Source organism: Mesorhizobium sp. M6A.T.Cr.TU.017.01.1.1, assembly GCF_004023115.1.
GTDB lineage: Bacteria > Pseudomonadota > Alphaproteobacteria > Rhizobiales > Rhizobiaceae > Mesorhizobium > Mesorhizobium mediterraneum.
The window spans coordinates 14275-35901 of sequence record NZ_RZTA01000064.1 but is presented as its reverse complement, the minus strand read 5'-3'; the positions used below and the strand labels follow the sequence as shown (position 1 = coordinate 35901).

Here is a 21627-nt window from a genome sequence, read left to right as displayed (position 1 = left end):
GGAGGGTTAGGGTGGGGGTCCATCTTCGCAAGAATCCAAATGCGATTGCCCTGCCTGTTACACAGGGGCGAGTAACGGCCTCAGGCGCGGATTTCGATCTCGGGGGCGCCGACCGCGGGCAGCGCCGTATCGTTGACGGTAGCCGCAATGACGCTGTCGAGCAGGCCCGGAAAGCGGGCATCGAGGTCGTCGCGGCGCAGTGTAATCAGCCGGCTGGTGCCGACCACCTCGGCGCGGGTAACGCCGGCCTCCCGCAGCTTGGCCAAATGATAGCTCAGATTGGTCTTCGAGCCGAGATCGAGGAATTGGCTGCAGTTCAGCGGCACGCCTTCTTTGCTGGCGAGATACCGCACGATGGCCAGCCGCGTGGGATCGCCGAGCACGGCAAGCACGTTCGGCAGACTGATCTGGTCGGCGGTGGGATGGGGTAGGGTCATGCCCAGGAATTAAGCGCAATCGGGGCCGATTTCAACGCGTCTCCTCCTCAGCGGGTGTAGGCGGTTTTTGACGCCATTCATGCCTGTCCTGACATCGGGCTGTCAGCAGGCTTCGATTAGTATGCGAGAGCTCATTGACATCATGCCCTGTTATGTTCAATTGTTCAATAACTTTTGAACTAAGGATTGTTGCTATGGACAAGCGCCTCATCTGGCTTGCGCTCGGATCATTCACGATCGCGACCGAAGGCTTCGTCATTTCAAGCCTGTTGCCCGACATCGCGGCCGACGCCGCCATCTCCGTTCCACTCGCCGGGACGCTGATCACCGCCTTCGCGCTCGCCTATGCGCTTGGGACACCGATCCTGGCGACGCTCACCGGCGAATGGGACCGGCGGCGCGTTATCTTGTGGACGCTGGTGTTCTTCGTGCTGGGCAACCTGGCTGCGGCGCTGAGTTCCTCCTTCGAACTGCTGCTGATCGCCCGCATCGTCATGGCGCTGTCGTCCGGCCTGTTCGCGGCGACGGCGCAAGGGACGGCCGTGGCGCTTGTCGATGATCATCACCGCGCCCGCGCCATTGCCGTCGTCGTCGGCGGCACCACGGTGGCGGTGGCGGTCGGCGCCCCGCTCGGCGCGCTTGTCGCGACGGTTGCCGGCTGGCGCGGCACGTTCTTTGCCATCGCCGGGCTCGGCGCCCTGGCCGGCGCCATCCTGTGGTACCGGCTGCCGCGTGGCATCGTCGGCACCAAGCTGCCGCTCAGGCAACGGCTGGCCGCAGCCCTTCGCCCCGGCGTGCCATCGATCCTGTTGACCACGCTGCTGGCGCTCACCGGTGCCTTCACGGTCTTTGCCTTTGTCGCTCCGCTAGCCATCGAAGGCGGAGGCTTGAGCCCGATCGCGCTGCCCGGCATGCTGCTTGCCTTCGGTGTCGGCGCCGTTATCGGCAATATTGCCGGCGGGCAGGCGGCCGACCGCTTCGGCGCGACGCGCACCGTCAGCTGGTCGCTGGCGCTGAGCGCGGTGATGCTGGTCATGCTCTCGGTCATCCCGACATTCCTGCCGCACAGCATCGCCGGGCCGGCGCTGATGGCCATGATGGTGCCGTGGGGCATCGTCGGCTGGGCCTTCCCGCCGGCGCAGGCGAGCCGCATCATCAGGCTGGCGCCCGACGCGGCGCCCATCGTGCTGTCGCTCAACGGCTCGGCGCTCTATCTCGGCGTGGCGCTGGGCGCCGTCGTCGGCGGCGCGGTGCTGCGCTATGGCGCGCCGGCTGATCTCGGCCTGGTCGCCGCAGCGTTCCCGATCCTGGGTCTTGGCGTCATGCTGGCCGGCCACCGGGCGGCCCGGGCGGTGGCAATGCCGGCGGAATAAGTTCTGGCTACCGCCGCTGTTCGAGACCTCAGGGCGCTGCCGGCGGTATACCAAAATCCAGCGCGGCGATGTCGTCCAGCGCCGCGCGCAACATTGCCGCCTGCTCCTTGCCGACCATGTCCTCAAAACGCTGCTGGGCGACGCGCCACAGCTTCATGGCCTCATCGAGCTTGACCGAGCCCTGCGGCGTCAGCCGCACGCGCTTGATACGGCGGTCATCCGGATCAGTGAAGGTCTCGACATAACCGTCGCGGATCAGCGGCTTCAGCGTATGGCCGAGTGCCGACAGGTCCATAACGAGGGCAGCGGCAATGGCGCCCATGGCCGGTTCGTCGCCGATATGGATCTGGTAGAGCAGGCCTTGCTGAGTGGCCTTCAGGCCCGACGGGGCGACCACATCGTCGTAGAACTGACCAAGCTTGCGCGTCGCGCGGCGCAGCACGGCGTTGTTGCAAAGGGTCAGGCCCGGAAGGGTGTCTTTCGACATGATGGGTCCTTGGCGACGGCAACATGATGTCCGTTAGCTGCCTCACAAATAATCCCCGCGTCAATCATTGACAAGATAGTGGCATATACCTACTTCGCAAACAGTGGCATATGCCACTAATTGAATCGCACGGCTTTGCCGGCAAGGCGAGGGCGATCGCCCACCGTGCCTGCACCGGTTCGAAGCGAAGCAAATCAACCGAAAAAAGGAACAGGACAATGAGTGGACAGAACAACAAGGGCACGGCGGTTGTCACCGGCGCCTCGTCGGGCATCGGCGCTGTTTATGCGGACCGGTTGGCGGGGCAGGGCTATGATCTGGTGCTGGTGGCGCGGCGCGCCGAGCGGCTGGAGGAACTGGCCGGCAAGCTGCGCGCCGAATACGGCCGCAAGGTCGGCGTGATCAGCGCCGATCTTGCCGACGACAACGATGTGCGCCGCGTCGAGCAGGTGATATCGGCCGACGACAGCGTGACGCTACTGGTCAATAATGCCGGCCTTGGCGGTGCGCAACTCGTGGCAACGGCCGACGCCGACGTGGCCGAGCGGATGATCAAGGTCAATGTCGTGGCGCTGACCCGGCTGACGCGCGCGGTCCTGCCGGGACTGCTGTCGCGCAACCGCGGCGCCATCGTCAACATCGCCTCGGTGCTGGCCTTCGACACCTCGTTCGGCGGTATCTACAGCGGCACCAAGGCCTATGTCGTCAACTTCACCGAAGCCTTGCAGCGCGAAGTCACCGGCACCGGGGTGAAGGCGCAGGTGGTGCTGCCAGGGGCCACGCGAACCGAGTTCTGGGAACTTGCGGGCAGCGATATCGACAGCCTCCCGAAGGAGATCATCATGACGGCCGACGATCTGGTGGACGCAGCACTTGTCGGCCTTGCCAGGGGTGAAGCCGTCACTGCACCAGCGCTTGCCGATGCGGCCAAGCTGGACATCTTCCTTGGCGCTCGGCAAGCCCTTTACGGCAGCTTGCATGCTGACAAACCGGCGGCACGCTACGCGGCTTGAAGGCCGAGGTGGGATTGGCGCCCCCGCAGAATTTGGGTTCCTCGCCCCACGCAGGTGGGACGAGGAACTCAAGCGTTTAGGCTGTTCGCCACATCGGGATGATCGAGGCGGCCAGCAGCAGGCCGAGCGCAATGTTCAACACCCGCCACTGCCGCTCGGTTCTAAGCAACCGGGCGAGCAGCGTGCCCGCCACGCACCACGCCGACAGCGACAGCGCGGCTGCCAGGCCAAAGACCGCGCCGAGTAGCAGGGCAAGCTGCAGCGGTCCGTTGGCGAGTGCGGCAAAAGATGCCGCCGCCCCCAATCCCATCGCCCAGCCCTTGGGGTTCATCCATTGCAGGCCGGCGCCACCGAAAAAGCTGTTCGGCTTTGCCATGGTCACGTCCAGATTGGGTGGACCGCTGCGGCCGATCTTGACGGCGAGCCAGATCAGATAGAGCGATCCGGCTATCTTCATCGCCAGCTGCAGGGACGGAGCCGCCGCCAGCAGGCCGGCGAGCCCGGCCGCACCTGCCGCGGCCACCGTGGCCAGGCCGGCAGCACTTCCGGCCATCAGCGGAACCGAGCGGCGAAAGCCGAACTGCGCCCCCGACGCTGTCGACAAGGTCGTGGCCATGCCGGGCGTGGAGGTCGAGACCAGCGCAAACAGGACGAGCGGAAGGATGGCCTCAAACATGCTGTTTCCTCTGTTGGGAATCCAGCATGCTAAGCATTGTCAGGCATCAGTAAATGCAATGTTTGCTATGGTTGGCATTAGAGAATATAATGCAAACCATGATCCGCAATCTCGACACGGCCTTGGTCAGGACCTTCGTCACCGTCGCCGACAAGGCCAGCATGACGGCGGCTGCGAACGCGCTGCATCTGACGCAGGGCGCCGTCAGCCAGCAGATCAAGCGGCTGGAGGAGGTTCTCGGCTGCAGCCTGTTCGAGCGCGACCGGCGCGGGCAGAGACTGACCCGTTCCGGGGAACGACTGTTCGGCAAGGGCAAGCGCCTGCTCTCCCTGAACGACGAGATCTGGGCCGAGATGGCGACCAGCGCGGTCGCTGGTGAGGTGCGGCTCGGCGTGCCGTACGATCTTGTCGGCACCATGCTTGCGCCGGTGCTGAAGACCTATGCCGAGACCTATCCGCAGGTCGAGATTTCGCTGGTCTGCGCCTCGTCGCCAGAGCTTTCGGCGGCATTGGCGACTGGCACGATAGACCTTGCCGTGATCGAGGAACCGGTCGGTCCGTCCGCCGGCGAATGTCTCGCCATCGACCGGCTGGTCTGGGTCGGCGCGAGGGGCGGCATAGCCCGCCGCAAGCGGCCTTTGCCGGTTTCGATGGTGGCCGACACCTGCGCCTTCCGCCCGGCGGTGCTGGCGGCGCTCAATGAGCATGGGCTGGAATGGCGGACCGTGTTCGAGAACGGCAACCTCGACGCGACGACGGCGACTGTGCGTTCGGACCTGGCCGTCACGACCTGGCTGGCCTCCACCGTGCCGGGCGATCTCGACATTCTGGCCGCCGATCCGGAGCTGCCGGCCTTGCCGAATTTCTCGATCAATTTGCATCTGCCGAAGCATGGTGTCGGGCCGGCGGTGCGGGAGTTTGCCGCGTGCATCCGCGACGGGCTGGCGCGGCGGCAACAGGCGGCGTGATCGGCAAAATGGCAAAGGGACGGCCGATGTCGGCCATCCCCTTGTTGTTAACGCAGTGCGCGGTCGTCTATTTCCAGGTTCGGCGTCTCTCGATCTCGGCTTCGGACGGCTGTTCCTGGGCGAAAGACCCGGTCTTGATCTCACCGCCACGTTCATAGGTCGCCATGATGACGCCGGTGGTCGATACCTGTGAGCGGCTCAGCGTGAAGGCCGCCGGAATTGCGCCGCTGCCGAACAACCGCTTACCCTTGCCCAGCACCAGCGGGAAGGTCAGCAGGCCGATCTGGTCGATCAAGTCATTGGCGAGCAAGGTCTGGATGAGTTCGCTCGATCCCTGGATGAGCAGGTCCGGGCCGTCCTCCTGCTTGAGCTGGCGCAGTGCGGCCACGACGTCGTCGCCGAGCCACTGGCTGTTTTGCCACGACAGCGTATCGGGCCGGTGCGTTGCCACATATTTGGTGGCGGCGTTGAAGCTGTCGGCGATCGGACCGCTCTTCTGGTACGGCCAATGCGCGGCGAAGATGTCGTAGGTCTTGCGGCCGAGGAGCAGCGCGAAGGGTTTTGCGAAGGTCTCACCAATAAAGGCGCCTCCGACGTCGTCCCAGTAATGGAACGTCCAGCCACCGAATTCGAAGCCGCCGACCGGGTCTTCTTCCGGCCCGCCAGGCGCCTGCATGACGCCGTCGAGGCTGACGAATGTCGCAGTGATGATCTTCCTCATTGGATTCTCCCTTTTCATTTTCCGTGCCGTTTAGGCCGAGTTCGGCCAAAGGACGCGCGATTGGACGCCGGTCCGACAGGGGCCGGAAAAATTTCCGGCATTCCGGTTCACGAAGGCCCGATGCTCCGCGACGAGAACCAGACGTCTCCGATGATCGCAGTGGCGGTCCTGTCCGGGGCCGCTTCGCTCGTTAGCCAGATCGAACGGCTGCGAGCCGCGCTTTCGCGGTCGATTCTCGCCGCGGAACTTGCGAGCGAGGCGCCGATGCAAGGGATGAACCATGACCGCATGAACGGATCGCAGGCAAGACCCTTATCCGTGCGGGTCACCATCACCGCGAGGCCAACGCGCTCCGCCGGACGCCACGGAAAGACCATGCGGCCGCCGGGTTTCAGCGCCTTCAACCACTCGGCCGGAGGTGCCGCGACGCCGGCATTGACATAGATGATGTCGGACGGTGGCAGGCCGCTGATGACCGCATCGCCATGGATGACAGCCACCTCGTCATAAGCTTCGAGATTCTTTCTCGCGCGGTCGGCGAGACTGGATTCCAGCTCGAACGCTGTGACTGCGCCGCCCGGTGAAACCAGCCGTGCCAACAGAGCTGTGTAATAGCCGGTGCCTGCGCCGACATGGGTGACGGTCTCGCCGGGTTTTGGCGCCACCTTGCCGATCCACATGGCGTGCAGAAACGGCTCGCCATTGTTGATGCCCTTGTCAGCGTCAAGCGCTACCAGCACGTTCTGATAGATGTGAACAGGATCGGCAGTTGGCGTTTCGACCTTGCCGTTGCCGGCGACGACCATCCACGGCCCGGGCCCGAGAAAAACTTCGCGCGCCACCGCGGCGAACACGCCTTCGAGACGCGGATCGGCCGAACCTGCATTGGCAGCCATCAGTCGCGCGTAGAATTTTCGAGCTTCGGCAATCGGCGTCATGGCTTGGCAAGATAGCGCGGATTGACGATTTGTCGCGTCCGCCCTGGCTGAGAGAAACTTTCAGCCAATGCCGGCCACGGTGTCGTAGAGCAGCTTGAAGTTGAGCACCAGGATGAGGGCGGCGACCACCCATGCAAGCGCGGCGACGCCCCGCGGAATGGCGAGATTGCCCATCTTCTTTTTGTCCGACACGAACTGCACGAGTGGGATCACCGCGAAGGGCAATTGCATCGACAGGATCACCTGACTGAAGACGAGGAGCTGGCCGGTTCCCTTCTCGCCATAGAGCGCGGTGACGACCACCACCGGGACGATGGCGATGCCGCGTGTCAGCAGGCGGCGCGCCCATTGCGGGATGCGCAGGCGCAGGAAGCCCTCCATCACGATCTGGCCGGCGAGCGTCGCCGTCACCGTGGAGTTCAGGCCGGAGGCAAGCAGCGCCACGGCAAACAGGATCGAAGCGATGCCGAGGCCGAGCAGCGGCGAGAGAAGCTCGAAGGCCTGGCCGATTTCGGCGACGTCGTGATGACCGGTGCCATGGAAAGCCACCGCCGAGACGATCAGGATGGAGGCGTTGACGAACAGCGCCAATATCAAGGCGATGGTCGAGTCCATCGTTGCCCATTTGATGGCATCGCGCTTGCCGGCTTCGGTGCGCTCATAGGCGCGGGTCTGCACGATTGAGGAGTGCAGATAGAGATTATGCGGCATCACGGTGGCGCCAATAATGCCGATGGCGATGTAGAGCATCGCCGGGTTGGTGACGATCTCCGACGATGGCACGAACATGGAATGCAGGATCGAGCCGACCGGGGGAGCGGCGGCAAATATCTGGATGGCGAAGCAACCGAAGATGATGATCAAAAGCGCAACGATGAAGGCTTCGAGGTAACGGAAGCCCCTGTTCATCAGCAGCAGAACGAGGAAAGCGTCGAGGGCGGTCAAGACGGCGCCGCCGATCAGCGGAATGCCGAACAGCAGCTGCAGAGCGATCGCCGTGCCGATGACTTCGGCCAGATCGCAGGCGATGATGGCCAGCTCGCAGGCGATCCACAGCATGAAATTGACCGGCCGCGGATAATAGGCACGGCAGGCCTGGGCGAGGTCACGCCCGGTGGCGATGCCGAGCCTGGCGGCGAGCGCCTGCAGCAGGATCGCCATGAGGTTCGACAACATGATGATGAAGAGCAGCGTGTAGCCGAACTGGGCGCCGCCGGCGAGGTCGGTCGCCCAGTTGCCGGGGTCCATGTAGCCGACCGAAACCATGTAGCCCGGCCCCATGAAGGCGAACAGCCGGCGAAACCAGACGCCCGACTGCGGCACCGCGATCGAGGCATTGACCTCGCGCAGGCTTGGCTGCTCGTCGTCTTCCGGCCGGGCAAATCGCCACATGGTTCGGGATGCTGTTGCGGCTTCGGCTTCTGACATTGGGGGGATTTTCCGCTGGATCGTCTAAGTTGCCGTTTCTATCTATGTCAGGGCTGAACATTATGCAATATGCTATGTTTTATTGTTTGTGCTTTTGAATAGTGCCCCTGCTGGCGACGCACGGGTGAATCGGAAACGCTGGTTGCGCCTGCCGTCGAATGCAAATAAACGGCCAGAAGAATGGAAGCCCGTGCTATGAATGTGCAAATGCCGGCCCATTCGCTGACAGACGAGGAGGAGCGCGTATTGGCGCTGAAGAACAGACCGGTTCCACGCGAAAAGCCGCTGCCTGACGCCGAAATTCACTCGGAGGGATTTAGGCAGACGCGTGAAGCGCGCCGCAGCGCGCTGGTCGAGGATTATGTCGAGCTCATCGCCGACCTGATTGAGGACGGCAACGAGGCGCGCCAGGTCGACATCGCGGCGCGGCTCGGCGTCGCCCAGCCGACCGTCGCCAAGATGCTGACGCGACTGTGCGCGGACGGGCTCGTCTCGAGGAAACCCTACCGGGGCGTGTTCCTGACCGATGCCGGCCGCAAGGTCGCGGAGGAGAGCCGCATTCGCCACCAGACGGTGGAAGCCTTCCTGCGCTCGCTCGGGGTCAGCGCCGAGACGGCGCGCATCGATGCCGAGGGCATCGAGCACCATGTCAGCGCCGAGACGCTTGAAGCGTTTCGCAAGGCGATGACGGCGACACGCTAAGTCTACAGCCATTGTCGACAGTCCTGCCGGAACCGCCGCGTTGCCGCTGCGTTTGAGATCGTGCCACGCGATGGCGCGAGGCCGAGGAGGATACGATGGGCGTTGAACAGGCACCGACACCGAAGGGCAAGCAAGCTGCCAAGGGATTGAAGCAAGCTGCGGCGAAGGACGAGCGCAAGACGGAAGCGGATACCGGTCGCCCGCTCAAAAAGAGTGCGGCCCGCTTCGAGGAGCGCTCGAAAAGCTCGGACGGCAAGAGCGCTGGCGCCAAGCAGAAGATCTGAGCGTAGCCAAGAGCCAGAAAGGCGCTGACAGAGTGTCCGCAGCGTGGAACCGGGCGCCAAATGGACGGTGGTGTAACTCACTCAAGGTTGGCGAGCAGCATGGCGACAGTGCGAGCGGAACTTCGTCCACGAGCACGACGCCGCCTGGTCCCTCGCACAGCGAGGGATGTCGGCAAAAAAGGGGAAAACGGAAGGCGGCTGTAACGTTGCAGCGCTCGTGCCTTTCATGCGAAAAATTCTGTGACTTGCCTCAGCCGTTGGGATAATTGTTATCAGTCCGATCGAGCCGAGACACGGCCCCGATCGACCGGAAATTTGCACCACGAGGATTTGCCATGCTCTGGAAGGGTCGTCGTCAAAGTGACAATGTCCAGGACCAACGTGGTCAGAGCGGCGGCGGGTTCAACCTGCCGGGCGGCGGCCCCGGCCGGTTCCGCATCCCGGTCGGCGGCCGCTCTGGCGGCGGAATGTCGCTGTCGACCATCGTCATTCTCGTGGTCCTCTACTTCGGACTGAAGGCCTTCGGCATCGATCCGCTGCAGATCCTGGCCGGCGGCGATGGCGGCCTGGCGCCGGGCGGCGGCGGCCAGATCACCGACAATAGCGGCGAGCAGGGCGGTGGCACCGGTGCGCCGGCCTCCGACGAGATGAAGCAGTTCGTCTCGACCGTGCTGGCCGAGACCGAGGATACCTGGAGCGGCATTTTCCAGGCCAACGGCCTGACCTACGAAGATCCGAAGCTGGTTCTGTTCAGCGGACAAATCCGCTCGGCCTGCGGCTCCGCCTCGTCTGCGGCCGGACCTTTCTACTGTCCCGGCGACCGCAAGGTCTATCTCGACACCACCTTCTTTCAGCAGCTCGACCAGCAATTCGGCGCCTCGGGCGATTTCGCCCAGGCCTATGTGATCGCGCATGAGGTCGGCCATCATGTGCAGAACCTCACCGGCATCCTGCCCAAGTTCAACCAGATGCGCCAGCAGATGGGCGAGGCCGAATCCAACCACATGTCGGTGCAGGTCGAGCTCCAGGCCGACTGCTTCGCCGGCGTCTGGGCGCATTTCACCGGGCAAAAAGGCATCCTGGAACAGGGTGATATGGAAGAGGCGCTGAACGCCGCCCAGCAGATCGGCGACGACACGATGCAGAAGAAGATGCAGGGCTACGTCATTCCGGAAAGCTTCAACCATGGTACGTCGCAGCAGCGGCAGACCTGGCTGGCGCGCGGCTACAGGAGCGGCAAGCTCTCGGATTGCGATACGTTCAACACCCCCATCTGAGGGCATTCGGGCTTTCCTGTTGAAGTGACCGTTGAAGCGGCGGGCGGCGCTGCAGGACGTGGCCGCACTCATGTCGACAGTTGATGTCAGGATCAAAATCCCTGGCGCGTTCCCTTATTGTTCTGCGTGGCTGACTCGCCTATAACGAGTTCTTTCGCCTTCGCTCCGAGGCGGCGCCAGGAGTCGATACCGTCATGATCGAAGCCAAAACCGCCAGGCGGGGTCTTGCGCTTGTTTTCACCACGCTGTTGCTCGACATCACCGGCATCGGCATCATCATGCCGGTGCTGCCGGCCTATCTGCAGGAGCTGACCGGCGTTGGTGTCAGCGAAGCGGCGATCGAGGGGGGCTGGCTGTTCTTCGTCTATGCGGCCATGCAGTTCCTGTTCGCGCCGCTGGTCGGCAATCTCAGCGACCGCTTCGGGCGCCGCCCGATCCTGCTGGCCTCAGTGCTGACCTTCGCCATCGACAATCTGATCTGCGCGGTCGCCTGGTCCTATTCGGTCCTGTTCATCGGCCGGGTGCTGGCCGGCATCAGCGGCGCCAGCTACTCGACCGCCTCCGCCTTCATCGCCGATGTCAGCACCGACGAGAACAGGGCGAAGAATTTCGGCCTGCTTGGCATCGCCTTCGGTGTCGGGTTCATCATCGGCCCGGTGCTGGGCGGGTTGCTTGGCGAATTCGGGCCGCGCGTGCCGTTCTGGGGCGCGGCGGGGCTTGCACTCATCAACTTCATCGTCGGCTGGTTCTTCCTGCCGGAAACGCTGGAGCAGCACCATCGGCGTCGGTTCGAGTGGCGCCGCGCCAATCCTCTCGGCGCCCTCAAGCAGATGCGCAACTATCATGGCATCGGCTGGATCGGGCTGGTGTTCTTCCTGATGACGCTCGGCCACATGATGTACCCTGCCGTGTGGTCGTTCGTCGGCAGTTACCGCTATGGCTGGAGCGAACAGCAGATCGGCCTCTCGCTCGGCGTCTTCGGTCTTGGCGGGGCACTGGTGATGGGTTTTGTCCTGCCGCGCGTCATTCCACGGCTCGGCGAATGGCGGACCGCCGCCACCGGTCTTGCTTTTACCGCGCTCGCCGCCTTCGGCTATGCTGCGGCATGGAAGGGATGGATGATCTATGCGGTGATCGTGGCGACCTGCCTCGAGGCGCTGGCCGACCCGCCGCTGCGGAGCCTGGCGGCGGCCAAGGTGCCGCCCTCCGCGCAGGGCGAATTGCAAGGTGCGATGACGAGCGTGTTTTCGATCACCAGCATCATCACGCCGCTGCTTTATACCGGAATCTTCGCCTGGTTCACCGGGCCGAGCGCGCCGGTGGTGTTCGGCGGCGCGCCCTTTGTGCTCGGCGGCATTTTTCTTGCCTTGTCGTTAATAGCATTCGTGCTCAGGGTCGAAAGACCGGTCGCGGTGAAGGACGTCACGACGGCGACGGTGCGAACCTGAATCAGGCGCGCTCGGCCAGCGCCGGCTCGCCGCGCTTTTCGCGGATGAGATTGACGAAGCGGCGGAACAGATAGTGCGAATCCTGTGGGCCGGGCGAGGCTTCGGGATGATGCTGGACCGAGAAGACCGGCCTGCCTGTCAGAGTGATGCCGCAATTCGAGCCGTCGAACAGCGAGACATGGGTTTCTTCGACGCCGCTCGGCAACGAGTCGGCATCGACGGCAAAGCCGTGATTCATCGAGACGATCTCGACCTTGCCGGTGGTGTGATCCTTGACCGGATGGTTGGCGCCGTGATGGCCCTGATGCATTTTGGCGGTCTTGCCACCCAGCGCCAGCGCCAGCATCTGGTGGCCCAGGCAGATGCCGAAAACCGGGATGTCGGTCTTCAGCAGGTCCTGGATGACCGGAACGGCGTAGTCGCCGGTGGCTTCCGGATCACCGGGACCGTTGGAGAGAAAGATGCCGTCGGGCCGCATGGCGAGGATCTCCTCGGCGCCGGTGTTGGCCGGCACCACGGTGACCTTGGCGCCAAGACCGGCAAGCAGGCGCAATATGTTGCGCTTGACGCCGTAGTCGATGGCGACGACATGCATGGACGGATCGATCTGTTCGCCAAAGCCCTCGTCCCAGACCCAGGGCGTCTCGCGCCAGACCGAGGACTGGCCGGAAGTGACGTCCTTGGCCAGGTCAAGCCCGATCAGGCCGGACCAGGCGGCGGCGCGGCGCTTCAGATCGTCGATGTCGAAGATGCCATCGGGCGCGTGCGCGATGACGGCGTTGGGCATGCCCTTTTCACGGATCAGCGCGGTCAGCGCACGGGTGTCGATGCCCGAAAGTGCTACGATGCCGCGTTTCTTCAGCCATTGGTCGAGACCGGCTGCGGCGCGATAGCTGGACGGATTGGTGACGTCGGCCTTGAACACGGCGCCGACGGCGCCGGCGCGGGCAACCGGGTTGAGATCCTCGATGTCCTCGTCATTGGTGCCGATATTGCCGATATGCGGAAAGGTGAAGGTGACGATCTGGCCGGCATAGGACGGGTCGGTGAGGATTTCCTGATAGCCCGTCAGCGCGGTGTTGAAGCAAACCTCGGCGACGGCGGAGCCGGTAGCGCCAAGGCCGCGGCCCTCGATGACGGTGCCGTCGGCCAGCACCAGCAAGGCGGTCGGCTTCTCGGTGGCCCAAGGGGGGGTCGACGCGGCGGTCATCATTGCCATGGCGGCACTCCTAAAAGGCTGCGCCTTTCAATCGGTCCGGCGGACCACTCTGCGCAGCAAACCGCGCGCAGCGGCGATTTCGCAGCCAGCGCGCGTAACAAAAATTCAGTTCATGCAAGGCCCAGTACATAGGATAAGGCGCCAGAACGGTCAATGAGGCTATGCCGAACGGCATGGATTTATTTCATTGAACGATATCAGGCAGTTGCCGGTCAGTACCGAATTTGCCTTGGGCTTTGGGCAAGGGTATTGTCCGCGCCGGATCGAAGGAGAAAGCACCATGCGCGGCAAAATCGCCGAATCCCTGAAGAGCGCGATGAAGGCGCAGGACAAGCGCCGGCTGCCGACCTTGCGGCTGATCCAGGCGGCCATTCACGATCGCGACATCGCCAATCGCGGCGCCGGCAAGGAGCCGGCCAGCGATGACGAGATCCTGCAGATATTGGCCAAGATGGTAAAGCAGCGCGAGGAGTCGGCCAAGGCGTTCGACGACGGCAAGCGGCCGGAGCTTGCCGCGCAGGAGCGCGACGAGATGGCCATCATCCGAGACTTCCTGCCGATGCAACTGGGCCAGGCCGAGACCGAAACGGCGATCCGCGCCGCCATCGCCGAGACCGGCGCCAGCGGCGTCAAGGACATGGGCAAGGTGATGGCCGTGCTCAAGGAGAAGTACGCCGGCCAGATGGATTTCTCCAAGGCGAGCGGCATGGTCAAGGGACTGCTGCAGTAGGGATTTCCCGCTGCAGCCTCAAGCGCTCTTCGGTTTCTTCTGAGAGCGGGCAGTAGCTCGCACCGACATGTTCAGTGCCACGGCGGCGCGTATGAGCGCCTTCAACGCCTCTTCATCGACCTTGTCGCCCTCGTGGATATCGACGGCGCGTCTGGTGTTGCCTTCGAGGCTGGAGTTGAAGAGGCCGGCAGGGTCCTCCAATGAGGCGCCCTTGGCGAAGGTCATCTTCACGACATTCTTGTACGTCTCACCGGTGCAGATTATTCCGGCGTGCTCCCACACCGGAACCCCTCTCCACTTCCACTCCTCGACCACCTCGGGGTCGGCCTGCTTGATCAGGGTTCGGACCCGAGCGAGCATCTCGCCCCGCCAATCGCTCAGCTCGTTGATTCTCGCATCTATCAACTGAGAGGGAGTGTCTCCTCCTTCTCCTTCCTTCGAGCCGCTCTTCTTCATGGCCGTTGTCGCTTTGGTCATGATTGGTCCCAGTGGCTTTGTGCACGTTCGGCGTCTGGCCGTCTCACGACGGTATCGATGCGGCGAGCCGTTTGCCATTCCGGCGCGAAGCGCCCGGCCTGTTGGCCTCGTGCCAATGCCGGGCGACAAACTCCCACGTCGAGGAGGAACCTTCTTCCCTCCGGACACGTTTTGCAACGAGGATCATCCGAAATTGGAGCTTCGATTTGGCAGCGCGTTTGTTGAACATTATCGGCGCCGCCACCAGCGTTCGCCGGGGCAGGAACAAGCCCCCGCGGCCTTTCGGCGACATGGGCTTGCAGAGGCGCTCGTGAGCCGAGGCCGAACCATCAGGGATCATGGTGATGTTGCATCGTTCCGATGGCGACCGGATCCCTCGCGGCCGCAGGCTATGAACCTGGAGGCCGTGCGCCACGCCTGTGACTTGGTCGCAAGCAACGTGGCGACGGCGATCGCAGCGCAGGAAGACGTGCTTGTTTTAGGCGGCGATTGTACTGTGGAGCTGGGAACGGTCGCCGGAGCAAACGCCGCCGGCGCGCGGATTGGGCTTGTCTACATAGACTTCGACGTCGATCTCAACACACCCGACACGAGCGACGGCGCCTTGGACTGGACAGGTGTCGCTCATCTGCTCAATATTACCGGATGCGAGCCTTCGCTCGTCAGGCTCGGCCCGACCCGTCCGATGCTCGTGCCTCAGCAGCTCCTCTATTTCGGCGTCGAGAACATCACTCCGCCCGAAGCCGCGACGATCAGAGATAACGCGATCAAGGTTATATCGCGTGAGGAAGCTTTGAATGATATCGAGGCGGCGTCGCGCGCGGCCGAATGGGCGGCGCGCTTTGACTGCGTGCTGATCCACTTCGATGTCGATGTACTCTCCTTTGTCGATTTTCCGATTGCTGAGAATGTGCGCCGTTGCGACGGTCTCAAATTGGAGCAAGCCGCCTTCGTGCTAAAGCAGTTGGCCGCCCTGCCGCAATGGCGCGGTCTGACCATCACAGAGGTTAATCCGGCCCATGCGCCAGACGAGACCGCCGCGTTCGCACGCTTGAATGAGGTGCTTGCGGACGCCCTTGGCTAACTCGCATCTCACAGTTGTTCGCCGGGCAATTGGCTGGCTTGCTTCACCCAAGCGGCGAACTGAGCTTCGTCGAGTTGGTCCTCATAGACGTCGAGGTAGCGCACTTCCTTGTGCTTGGACTCGCCGGGAGGAACAGGGCGCAGCGACGTGCCCCGGAAGAAGGTCACTTTAACGTAGCGGGTAAAGACATGGAACGACAGAAACCAGCCCTGGCCCTCGATGCCGTAAAAAGGCGAGTTCCATTTGACTGCCTTGTGCACGCCGGGGACGGTGCGCACGATGATCGCGTCGAGGCGCCGCCCCACATCGCTTTTCCACCCCGGCATGGCCGCGATGTAGGCCTGCACGGGAGCATCGCCGTAGCCCTTCGGGATCTGAGGGTTGCCGCCCGAGAGGAGGGTCGGCTTCGTCGCGACCCGCTCGGCGGCCTTCGCCGACTTCTCAGACGTGTTGCCGGCCATTGTGTTCACTCCAGTGGTAGACCCATCGATTATACTTGATTTTAGAAAGCCGCCCCTGAAGATCAACTTCCGAATCCTATCGATCTCTGCCCAAACCCATAAGCCCACAGGTTCTTCCCCACAGGCGGACATCGCGGAGGCGAACGGCACGGATGCGTGCCGGCGGCAAGCGGTCTATCCTTTTGCCAGGGAATCGACTTGGATGACTGGGGACGCCCAGCGGATCGGTCGCACGTCATGATCGAACTCGTCAAACCGGCGCTTGAACATCTGCCGTCCTACAAGGCCGCCCTTGAGCGCGGCTGGTCGCCGGACAATGTGCGGCTGATGGAGGCGGTGCGCGAGCAGCTTGCGGCCATCGAAAAGGATCCGGTGGCTTTCCTCGCCGGTTTCGACGACCCCGAGGCCAGGGCTGGTCCGATCACCTTGCCCGATGGGACGAAAGTGCCACGCCTGCCGGGGTTCCGGCGCTGGATCTGGGACGGCGAAGTCGCTGGCTCGATCGGCTTTCGCTGGCAACGCGGCACCGCCGAGCTGCCGCCGCATGTGCTCGGCCATATCGGCTATGCGGTGGTGCCGTGGAAGCGGCGGTGCGGCTATGCGCCCGAGCCGCTGCGGCTGATGCTCGGCGAGGCGAGGGCGCTCGGCCTGCCCTTCGTCGAGATCACCGCCAAGCCGGGTAATCTCGCCTCGCAGAAGGTGGTGCTGGCCAATGGCGGCCGGCTCGTCGGGCGTTTCTTCGAGGACGCTGCCTATGGCGGTGCCGAAAGCCTGCGCTACCGGATCGATTTGTAAAATCTGGTCCGCAGGTTTTCAGCCAACGCTGCCGCAGCGTTGGCAAGTCAACCTGACCTCATCCGTCAGCTGTCGAAATCCATCGACAATGCAGTATCCCTCTGGGCTTCGAGTTCGGCGAGCCTGCCCTGGAGCGCGCTGCTGATCGAGGCATAGGCGGCGGCGCCGAACGTCAACCGCGGGGGAGCGAGGTTCTGTTCGACTGAGGCTACCATCGCTTCGACCATCTTCTGCGCATCGCCCTTTACCTCGAAGGAGCCTTCGGCAAAAGCCCCGCGCAGGTCACCGACCGGCGTATTCACATAGGCGCCCGTAGGCTTGGCACTAACCAAACCGGCCGCAAAGTTTGTCCGCGTCGGCCCGGGCTCGACGATCGTGAAGGTGATGTCAACCGGCGCCACCTCCTGTCGAACGGATTCGACAAAGCCTTCGATGCCCCATTTGGTGGCGTGATAGAGGCTGAAACCAGGATAAGCCATCTGTCCGCCTTCCGAGGAGATTTGCAGAATCCGGCCGCCGCCCTGTTTTCTTAGATGCGGGAGAACGGCGCGGATGAGCTGGATCGAGCCGATGAGGTTGGTATCGATCAGATGGCGGATCTGGTCGTCGTCCAATTCTTCCGCCGCGCCAAACAGGCCATAGCCCGCATTGCTGACAATGACATCGATGCGGCCCAGATCGTGAAAAGCCTTGTCGATCGTCCGGCGCATTGCCTCGGTGTCGGTTACGTCAAGCGAGGCGATCCAAAGGCGATCACCGTAATCTGCCTTCAGGCCGGCAAGCGCCTCCGGCTTGCGCACGGTCGCGGCCACCCGGTCGCCGCGGGCCAGAAGCGTTTCCGTCAGGAGCCGCCCGAAGCCAGAGGAGGTACCGGTGATGAACCAGGTCCTGGTCGCGGGAGAAATCTTGGTCATGGGAGAAGTGCTTATTCGCCAAGCCGCGTGATCGCGGCTATCTCCACGCAAGATATTCCTTCCAATTCATGGTACTATCCACCCAATCTTGCACGAGCTGATGAACATTTCCCATGAGTGGACCCGGGCTTCCCGAGCTGACCGCGCTTGCGGCAATTGTCTCCCACCGCAGCTTTCGCAAGGCGGCGGACGATCTCGGACTATCGCCCTCGACGCTCAGTCACATGATGCGGGCGTTAGAACGGGACATGGGCGTGCGCCTGCTCAATCGCACCACGCGCAGCGTGGCACCGACAGAGGCCGGCGCACGGCTCGTCGCGCGCCTGCAGCCGCTGTTGCGGGACATAGACGCGGCCCTTGCGGAGGTGGACAACTTCCGCAGCCTCCCAGCAGGTACGCTGCGGATCAATTCCAGCGAGATCGCAGCCCGAATGCTGCTTAAATCCACTGTGCCAGCTTTTCTTGCGCGCTACCCACAAGTTTCGCTCGACCTCGTTACCGAGGGAAGGCTGGTCGATATTGTAGCCGAAGGCTTCGACGCAGGCATCCGCCTTGGCGAGGCCGTGCCACAGGACATGGTTGCGGTACGCTTCGGTGGGGCGACGCGCTTCATTGCCGTCGCCTCGCCGACCTATCTCGCCACCCGCAAAATTCCTAGGGTGCCGGACGACCTGAGGAATCACACCTGCATCCGATTCCGCCTGCCGAGTGGCAAGCCCTACCGCTGGGAATTCGAGAAACACGGCCAGGAAATCTCCATCGATGTCCCGGGCGTGCTTACGCTCGACCATATGGAACTGATGGCTGAGGCAGCGGTCGCTGGTTTGGGTGTCGCTTATATCTCCGACAAATCTGCTCAATCTTACATCGAACAGGGAGCGCTCGTCAGTCTGTTGGAGGATTGGTGTCCGGCGATTCCCGGCCTATTCCTCTACTATCCCGGTCATCGCCTCGTGCCGCCGGCCCTGCGCGCCTTCATCGACGTGCTGAAAGAGACGAACTGACGAGGCACGTCTGTCGTCTACGAGGCGTGGCGCCGCCTATTCGGCTGCGGCCGGCAGAGGCGGTGTCGCACTGCTGCGCCACTCCTGGATATGCGAGGCAAATGCGACTACCACAGCGACCAGCATGGCCATGGCGCCAACCACCGGCAGGCTGCGATAGCCATAGCCGGCATTGAGCATGGCGGCGCCGAGCGAGGCGGCCAGCGCGATGCCGACATTGAAGCCGGCCGGGATGAGCGATGAGGCGAGGTTGGAGGCATCCGCCGTCCAGGTCAGGATACGGGTCTGGATCGGCGTGCCGATGGCAAAGCTGAGACCGCCCCAGATAATGATCGCCACCACCATCGGCACCGGGTAAGGGCTGACGGCGTAAATGACGGCAAGTGTCACCGCCTGCATGAAAAGCATGGTGATGAGCGACGGCATTAGTTCCAGTCGGCGAGCCGCCCGCCAAGAAAGACGCCGATCGTCGCGCCGACCCCGTTGAGCAGGAGCACCCAGGGCACCAGGTCCTCATCGAGGCCAGTGATTTCAAACAGCGTCGGTGTGATGTAGGTGAACAGGCCGAACTGGCCGATCATCAGCATCAGCATGAGGATCAGCGATGTCCAGACCTGCTGGCGTGCGAGCACGCGTACCTCGCTGCCGAAGCTGACGGACTGGCGCGACGAACCCGTCTTGCGCGGCAGCAGGGCGGTGATTGCTGCGATGGATACCATGCCAAGCGCGCACATCACCCAGAACGTCGCGCGCCACCCCCAGACATTGCCGATCGCCGTGCCGGCCGGCACGCCGATGACATTGGAGACCGTCAGGCCCGACAGGATGAGCGCAACGGCCATTCCACGCTGGTCCTGGCGGACCAGGCCGACCGCCACCACCATCGCGACGCCGAAATAGGCGCCGTGCGCCACGGCCACCGCAATCCGCAACAGCAACATGGAGGCGAAGTCGGGTGCAAGTGCGCAAGCGGCCTGGCCGATGGTGAAGGCTGCGGCAAGGCCAAGCAGCAAGGCCTTGCGGGAAATCGCCTTGGTGGCGAGCGTCAGCAGCGGTCCGCCGATCGCGATGCCGCCGGCGTAGCCCGAGACGAGGTAGCCGGCAGTCGGGATGGAAACGCCAAGGCCATCCGCAACCTGCGGCAGCACGCCTGCGATGACGAACTCGGTGGTGCCGAACGCGAATGCGGCGATGAACAGGGCGATGAGGGGAAGCATGGCGCGGGAAGGCGATCCTTGGATGAGATGGCCTCAAATCACGAACGAAAGCCGCGGGCAATCCAGAAATTGTCGACGCCGCTTAAGGTTTTCTTGATCGGGGGCGGTTGCGGCGGTTTTTCGTCTCCCAACAACAAGGGAGAGAGGAAACAGCGTCAACGCCTATCCGGCCTTCAGCCGCGAGCCGGTGAGCAGGCCGCGCTCCTCGAGCACGGGATAGGCCATCGAGGCGAGCAGCGAGTTGATCTGCTTCAAGTCGCGGATGGTGTCGAGATGGATGGAACTGGTCTCGACGCTCTTGGCGGTGCCGTCGCGCAGCCGCACGAAATGGCTGGCGCTGGTCTCCTTCTCGCGTTCGCGCAGCCGGTCCTTTTCCAGCACCAGCTGGCGGGCGGTCTCGGGATCGCGCGAGACCAGCACGTTGAAGGCAAGCCGTGCGTTGGCGAGCACCGAAGCGTGGAAGGCGCTAAGCTCGCGCCAGCCCTCGGGCGTGAATTCCAGTCCGCGCTCGAGCTTCTTCCTGACATGCACCAGCATGTTGCGCACGATGATGTCGCCGACCTGTTCGAGCTTGACGCAGGCGCCGATCAACTCCTGGCAGCGCAGCGCCTCGTCCTCGCTCATCGGGTTCTTGGTGACCTTGGCCAGATAGAGCTTTATCGCTGCGTGCTTCTTGTCGACGCGGTCGTCGAGCGCCGCCAGCGCCTTGATCTTGTCGGCGTCGGCGCTCTCATAGAGCTCGATGATGCGCTTCAACATGATCTCGACCGTCTCGCAGACCCGCACCACTTCACGGGTGGCGTTGGCCAGCGCTTGGCTTGGCACGTCCAGGGCGCTGTCGTTGAGCGCGGACAGCTCGACGACGTCGAGCGCGTCGGCCGGCGCCGGTTTGGTGCCGAGCGCCACGATCTTTTCCGAAGCGCGGTAGACGAGACCGGCCAGGGGCAGGCCGGCAACCAGGATCAGGATGTTGAAGAGGATATGCGCGTTGACGATCTGGTCGGGCACGGTGGCGCCGAGAAAGGCAACCGGCGGCTTCGACCACAGGAACAGGATCAGCATGGCCAGAGAGCCCATGCCGCGCATCAGGAGATTGCCGATCGGAACGACACGCACACCCGGTTCCGCGTTGCGGGTGAGCAGCGGCGCGATGATCGACGAGCCGAGATTGACACCGAGCACCAGCACGATGCCGAGTTCGGGCGGGATGAAGCCGCGGCCGGCCAGCGTCACCATCAGCAGGACGGCGGCGATCGAGGAATGGAACAGCCAGGTGACCAGCGCCGCCAGGAGATAGGCGGTGACCGGGTCGCCGGAGAAGTAGTCGACGATAACCGGCATGAGCGTGCTCTGGCGCAGCGGCTCCGACGCCTGGCCGATCATCTCCAGCGACAATACCAAAAGCCCGATGCCGACCAGGATACGGCCGAACTGGCGCCAGTCGCGGCGCTCGGTGGCCATGAACATGACGGTGCCTGCGACAAGGCAGATCGGCACCAGCAGCGAAAGATCGAAGGTGAGCAGCTTGACCACCAGCGCCGAGCCGATCTCGGCGCCGCGCACGGCAAGCTGGCCCGACATGCCGCTGACGATGCCGGCGCCGGCGAAGGAGCCGACCAGCAAGGTGACGGCGGTGGAGCTTTGCAGCGCGATCGCCAAGCCGCAGCCGGCCAGAACCGCCATGAAAGGATTGCGCATGGTGGCGCGCAGCTTGTGGCGCAGCAGATCGCCATAGGCGCGCTCGACACCTGTCTTCACCAGGCGGGTGGCAAACAGCATCAGCGCTACCGCGCCGGCAAGATGCAGCAAAACGACAGAGCCGCTCATATCAGGCTCGCAATCCGACGCGCCAGCGATGCGGGCATCGTGATGGCAAAGGGGCAAAAGAGGGTGCGAATCAAGGACATTGCAAGGGTTGATACTACTCCGATTACTTTTAGCCGGATAATAAATTTTGCCCAATTCGGGTGGCTG

Annotated in this window: 22 protein-coding genes and 1 pseudogene; 11 read left to right on the top strand and 12 right to left on the bottom strand. The window is 63.4% G+C overall.

The window, feature by feature from the left end; translation table 11 throughout:
• Nucleotides 1-80 precede the first annotated feature (80 nt).
• Nucleotides 81-437 carry a helix-turn-helix transcriptional regulator gene (locus EOB36_RS20245; RefSeq protein ID WP_095488920.1) on the bottom strand — a complete coding sequence of 119 codons (357 nt, stop codon included), beginning with the start codon at nt 435-437 and terminating at the stop codon, nt 81-83.
• 194 nt (nt 438-631) lie between these two features.
• On the opposite strand from EOB36_RS20245, the gene EOB36_RS20240 reads away from it, so the two are divergent.
• A complete protein-coding gene (locus EOB36_RS20240; protein ID WP_095488921.1) occupies nt 632-1810 on the top strand; it encodes an MFS transporter in 1179 nt (392 codons plus the stop codon).
• Between the two features lie 28 nt (nt 1811-1838).
• Here EOB36_RS20240 and EOB36_RS20235 read toward each other — a convergent pair whose 3' ends face one another.
• Entirely contained in the window at nt 1839-2297 is a 459-nt protein-coding gene (locus EOB36_RS20235; RefSeq protein WP_095488922.1) for a MarR family winged helix-turn-helix transcriptional regulator, read from the bottom strand.
• Nucleotides 2298-2515: 218 nt separating this feature from the next.
• On the opposite strand from EOB36_RS20235, the gene EOB36_RS20230 reads away from it, so the two are divergent.
• Nucleotides 2516-3310, top strand: coding sequence for an SDR family oxidoreductase (locus tag EOB36_RS20230; protein WP_095489227.1), 795 nt, complete (start codon nt 2516-2518; stop codon nt 3308-3310).
• Nucleotides 3311-3386: 76 nt separating this feature from the next.
• On the opposite strand, the gene EOB36_RS20225 is transcribed toward EOB36_RS20230, so the two are convergent.
• Complete coding sequence (locus EOB36_RS20225; RefSeq protein WP_095488923.1) at nt 3387-3986, bottom strand: LysE family translocator; 600 nt, start codon at nt 3984-3986, stop codon at nt 3387-3389.
• A 98-nt stretch (nt 3987-4084) separates the two neighbouring features.
• On the opposite strand from EOB36_RS20225, the gene EOB36_RS20220 reads away from it, so the two are divergent.
• The gene (locus EOB36_RS20220) at nt 4085-4954 is read left to right on the top strand and encodes a LysR substrate-binding domain-containing protein (protein WP_128285543.1); all 870 of its coding nucleotides are present in this window, start codon (nt 4085-4087) and stop codon (nt 4952-4954) included.
• A 67-nt stretch (nt 4955-5021) separates the two neighbouring features.
• Here the strand turns inward: EOB36_RS20220 and EOB36_RS20215 are convergent, their stop codons facing one another.
• From EOB36_RS20215 to EOB36_RS20205, 3 genes are all read right to left on the bottom strand, one after another.
• Entirely contained in the window at nt 5022-5675 is a 654-nt protein-coding gene (locus EOB36_RS20215) for a dihydrofolate reductase family protein (protein WP_095488924.1), read from the bottom strand.
• 107 nt (nt 5676-5782) lie between these two features.
• Entirely contained in the window at nt 5783-6613 is an 831-nt protein-coding gene (locus EOB36_RS20210; protein WP_128285541.1) for a protein-L-isoaspartate O-methyltransferase, read from the bottom strand.
• A gap of 60 nt (nt 6614-6673) precedes the next feature.
• The gene (locus EOB36_RS20205; RefSeq protein WP_095488926.1) at nt 6674-8041 is read right to left on the bottom strand and encodes an Nramp family divalent metal transporter; all 1368 of its coding nucleotides are present in this window, start codon (nt 8039-8041) and stop codon (nt 6674-6676) included.
• A 246-nt stretch (nt 8042-8287) separates the two neighbouring features.
• On the opposite strand from EOB36_RS20205, the gene mntR reads away from it, so the two are divergent.
• The 4 genes from mntR to EOB36_RS20185 all read left to right on the top strand — a co-directional run bounded on the left by mntR (nt 8288) and on the right by EOB36_RS20185 (nt 11752).
• Nucleotides 8288-8743 carry a manganese-binding transcriptional regulator MntR gene (gene mntR / locus EOB36_RS20200; RefSeq protein WP_164897566.1) on the top strand — a complete coding sequence of 152 codons (456 nt, stop codon included), beginning with the start codon at nt 8288-8290 and terminating at the stop codon, nt 8741-8743.
• A 95-nt stretch (nt 8744-8838) separates the two neighbouring features.
• Nucleotides 8839-9027: a hypothetical protein gene (locus tag EOB36_RS20195; RefSeq protein ID WP_095488927.1), complete on the top strand. Its 189-nt coding sequence runs from the start codon at nt 8839-8841 to the stop codon at nt 9025-9027.
• Nucleotides 9028-9362: 335 nt separating this feature from the next.
• Nucleotides 9363-10304: a neutral zinc metallopeptidase gene (locus EOB36_RS20190; RefSeq protein WP_095488928.1), complete on the top strand. Its 942-nt coding sequence runs from the start codon at nt 9363-9365 to the stop codon at nt 10302-10304.
• A gap of 194 nt (nt 10305-10498) precedes the next feature.
• Nucleotides 10499-11752 (top strand): TCR/Tet family MFS transporter, encoded by a 1254-nt coding sequence (locus EOB36_RS20185; RefSeq protein ID WP_095488929.1) that lies wholly within the window; start codon nt 10499-10501, stop codon nt 11750-11752.
• A 1-nt stretch (nt 11753) separates the two neighbouring features.
• Here the strand turns inward: EOB36_RS20185 and carA are convergent, their stop codons facing one another.
• Complete coding sequence (carA, locus tag EOB36_RS20180) at nt 11754-12971, bottom strand: glutamine-hydrolyzing carbamoyl-phosphate synthase small subunit (protein WP_095488930.1); 1218 nt, start codon at nt 12969-12971, stop codon at nt 11754-11756.
• Between the two features lie 280 nt (nt 12972-13251).
• Here carA and EOB36_RS20175 point away from each other — a divergent pair, with 280 nt between their 5' ends.
• The gene (locus EOB36_RS20175; RefSeq protein ID WP_127204717.1) at nt 13252-13701 is read left to right on the top strand and encodes a GatB/YqeY domain-containing protein; all 450 of its coding nucleotides are present in this window, start codon (nt 13252-13254) and stop codon (nt 13699-13701) included.
• An 18-nt stretch (nt 13702-13719) separates the two neighbouring features.
• On the opposite strand, the gene EOB36_RS20170 is transcribed toward EOB36_RS20175, so the two are convergent.
• A complete protein-coding gene (locus EOB36_RS20170; RefSeq protein WP_095488932.1) occupies nt 13720-14178 on the bottom strand; it encodes a DUF1801 domain-containing protein in 459 nt (152 codons plus the stop codon).
• Between EOB36_RS20170 and EOB36_RS20165 the strand changes: the two genes are divergently transcribed.
• Nucleotides 14156-15262: an arginase family protein gene (locus EOB36_RS20165; protein WP_128285540.1), complete on the top strand. Its 1107-nt coding sequence runs from the start codon at nt 14156-14158 to the stop codon at nt 15260-15262. The two genes, EOB36_RS20170 and EOB36_RS20165, sit on opposite strands and share 23 nt — an antisense overlap.
• Nucleotides 15263-15270: 8 nt before the next feature.
• Here the strand turns inward: EOB36_RS20165 and EOB36_RS20160 are convergent, their stop codons facing one another.
• Nucleotides 15271-15723 (bottom strand): DUF1801 domain-containing protein, encoded by a 453-nt coding sequence (locus tag EOB36_RS20160; RefSeq protein ID WP_095488934.1) that lies wholly within the window; start codon nt 15721-15723, stop codon nt 15271-15273.
• A gap of 237 nt (nt 15724-15960) precedes the next feature.
• Here EOB36_RS20160 and EOB36_RS20155 point away from each other — a divergent pair, with 237 nt between their 5' ends.
• Complete coding sequence (locus tag EOB36_RS20155) at nt 15961-16518, top strand: GNAT family N-acetyltransferase (RefSeq protein ID WP_128285539.1); 558 nt, start codon at nt 15961-15963, stop codon at nt 16516-16518.
• A gap of 65 nt (nt 16519-16583) precedes the next feature.
• Here the strand turns inward: EOB36_RS20155 and EOB36_RS20150 are convergent, their stop codons facing one another.
• Nucleotides 16584-17432, bottom strand: coding sequence for an SDR family oxidoreductase (locus tag EOB36_RS20150; protein ID WP_128285538.1), 849 nt, complete (start codon nt 17430-17432; stop codon nt 16584-16586).
• A gap of 113 nt (nt 17433-17545) precedes the next feature.
• Between EOB36_RS20150 and EOB36_RS20145 the strand changes: the two genes are divergently transcribed.
• Entirely contained in the window at nt 17546-18436 is an 891-nt protein-coding gene (locus tag EOB36_RS20145; RefSeq protein WP_095488937.1) for a LysR family transcriptional regulator, read from the top strand.
• Nucleotides 18437-18472: 36 nt separating this feature from the next.
• Here the strand turns inward: EOB36_RS20145 and EOB36_RS20140 are convergent.
• Nucleotides 18473-19653 (bottom strand): annotated as a pseudogene (locus EOB36_RS20140) (MFS transporter).
• 162 nt (nt 19654-19815) lie between these two features.
• A complete protein-coding gene (locus tag EOB36_RS20135; protein WP_095488939.1) occupies nt 19816-21480 on the bottom strand; it encodes a Na/Pi cotransporter family protein in 1665 nt (554 codons plus the stop codon).
• Nucleotides 21481-21627 lie beyond the last annotated feature (147 nt).

Bases quoted from the DNA above. Each gene is read 5' to 3' on its own strand.
- EOB36_RS20245 (WP_095488920.1), bottom strand. From the start codon at position 437: ATGACCCTACCCCATCCCACCGCCGACCAGATCAGTCTGCCGAACGTG.
- EOB36_RS20240 (WP_095488921.1), top strand. From the start codon at position 632: ATGGACAAGCGCCTCATCTGGCTTGCGCTCGGATCATTCACGATCGCG.
- EOB36_RS20235 (WP_095488922.1), bottom strand. From the start codon at position 2,297: ATGTCGAAAGACACCCTTCCGGGCCTGACCCTTTGCAACAACGCCGTG.
- EOB36_RS20230 (WP_095489227.1), top strand. From the start codon at position 2,516: ATGAGTGGACAGAACAACAAGGGCACGGCGGTTGTCACCGGCGCCTCG.
- EOB36_RS20225 (WP_095488923.1), bottom strand. From the start codon at position 3,986: ATGTTTGAGGCCATCCTTCCGCTCGTCCTGTTTGCGCTGGTCTCGACC.
- EOB36_RS20220 (WP_128285543.1), top strand. From the start codon at position 4,085: ATGATCCGCAATCTCGACACGGCCTTGGTCAGGACCTTCGTCACCGTC.
- EOB36_RS20215 (WP_095488924.1), bottom strand. From the start codon at position 5,675: ATGAGGAAGATCATCACTGCGACATTCGTCAGCCTCGACGGCGTCATG.
- EOB36_RS20210 (WP_128285541.1), bottom strand. From the start codon at position 6,613: ATGACGCCGATTGCCGAAGCTCGAAAATTCTACGCGCGACTGATGGCT.
- EOB36_RS20205 (WP_095488926.1), bottom strand. From the start codon at position 8,041: ATGTCAGAAGCCGAAGCCGCAACAGCATCCCGAACCATGTGGCGATTT.
- EOB36_RS20195 (WP_095488927.1), top strand. From the start codon at position 8,839: ATGGGCGTTGAACAGGCACCGACACCGAAGGGCAAGCAAGCTGCCAAG.
- EOB36_RS20190 (WP_095488928.1), top strand. From the start codon at position 9,363: ATGCTCTGGAAGGGTCGTCGTCAAAGTGACAATGTCCAGGACCAACGT.
- EOB36_RS20185 (WP_095488929.1), top strand. From the start codon at position 10,499: ATGATCGAAGCCAAAACCGCCAGGCGGGGTCTTGCGCTTGTTTTCACC.
- carA (WP_095488930.1), bottom strand. From the start codon at position 12,971: ATGGCAATGATGACCGCCGCGTCGACCCCCCCTTGGGCCACCGAGAAG.
- EOB36_RS20175 (WP_127204717.1), top strand. From the start codon at position 13,252: ATGCGCGGCAAAATCGCCGAATCCCTGAAGAGCGCGATGAAGGCGCAG.
- EOB36_RS20165 (WP_128285540.1), top strand. From the start codon at position 14,156: ATGGCCGTTGTCGCTTTGGTCATGATTGGTCCCAGTGGCTTTGTGCAC.
- EOB36_RS20170 (WP_095488932.1), bottom strand. From the start codon at position 14,178: ATGACCAAAGCGACAACGGCCATGAAGAAGAGCGGCTCGAAGGAAGGA.
- EOB36_RS20160 (WP_095488934.1), bottom strand. From the start codon at position 15,723: ATGGCCGGCAACACGTCTGAGAAGTCGGCGAAGGCCGCCGAGCGGGTC.
- EOB36_RS20155 (WP_128285539.1), top strand. From the start codon at position 15,961: ATGATCGAACTCGTCAAACCGGCGCTTGAACATCTGCCGTCCTACAAG.
- EOB36_RS20150 (WP_128285538.1), bottom strand. From the start codon at position 17,432: ATGACCAAGATTTCTCCCGCGACCAGGACCTGGTTCATCACCGGTACC.
- EOB36_RS20145 (WP_095488937.1), top strand. From the start codon at position 17,546: ATGAGTGGACCCGGGCTTCCCGAGCTGACCGCGCTTGCGGCAATTGTC.
- EOB36_RS20135 (WP_095488939.1), bottom strand. From the start codon at position 21,480: ATGAGCGGCTCTGTCGTTTTGCTGCATCTTGCCGGCGCGGTAGCGCTG.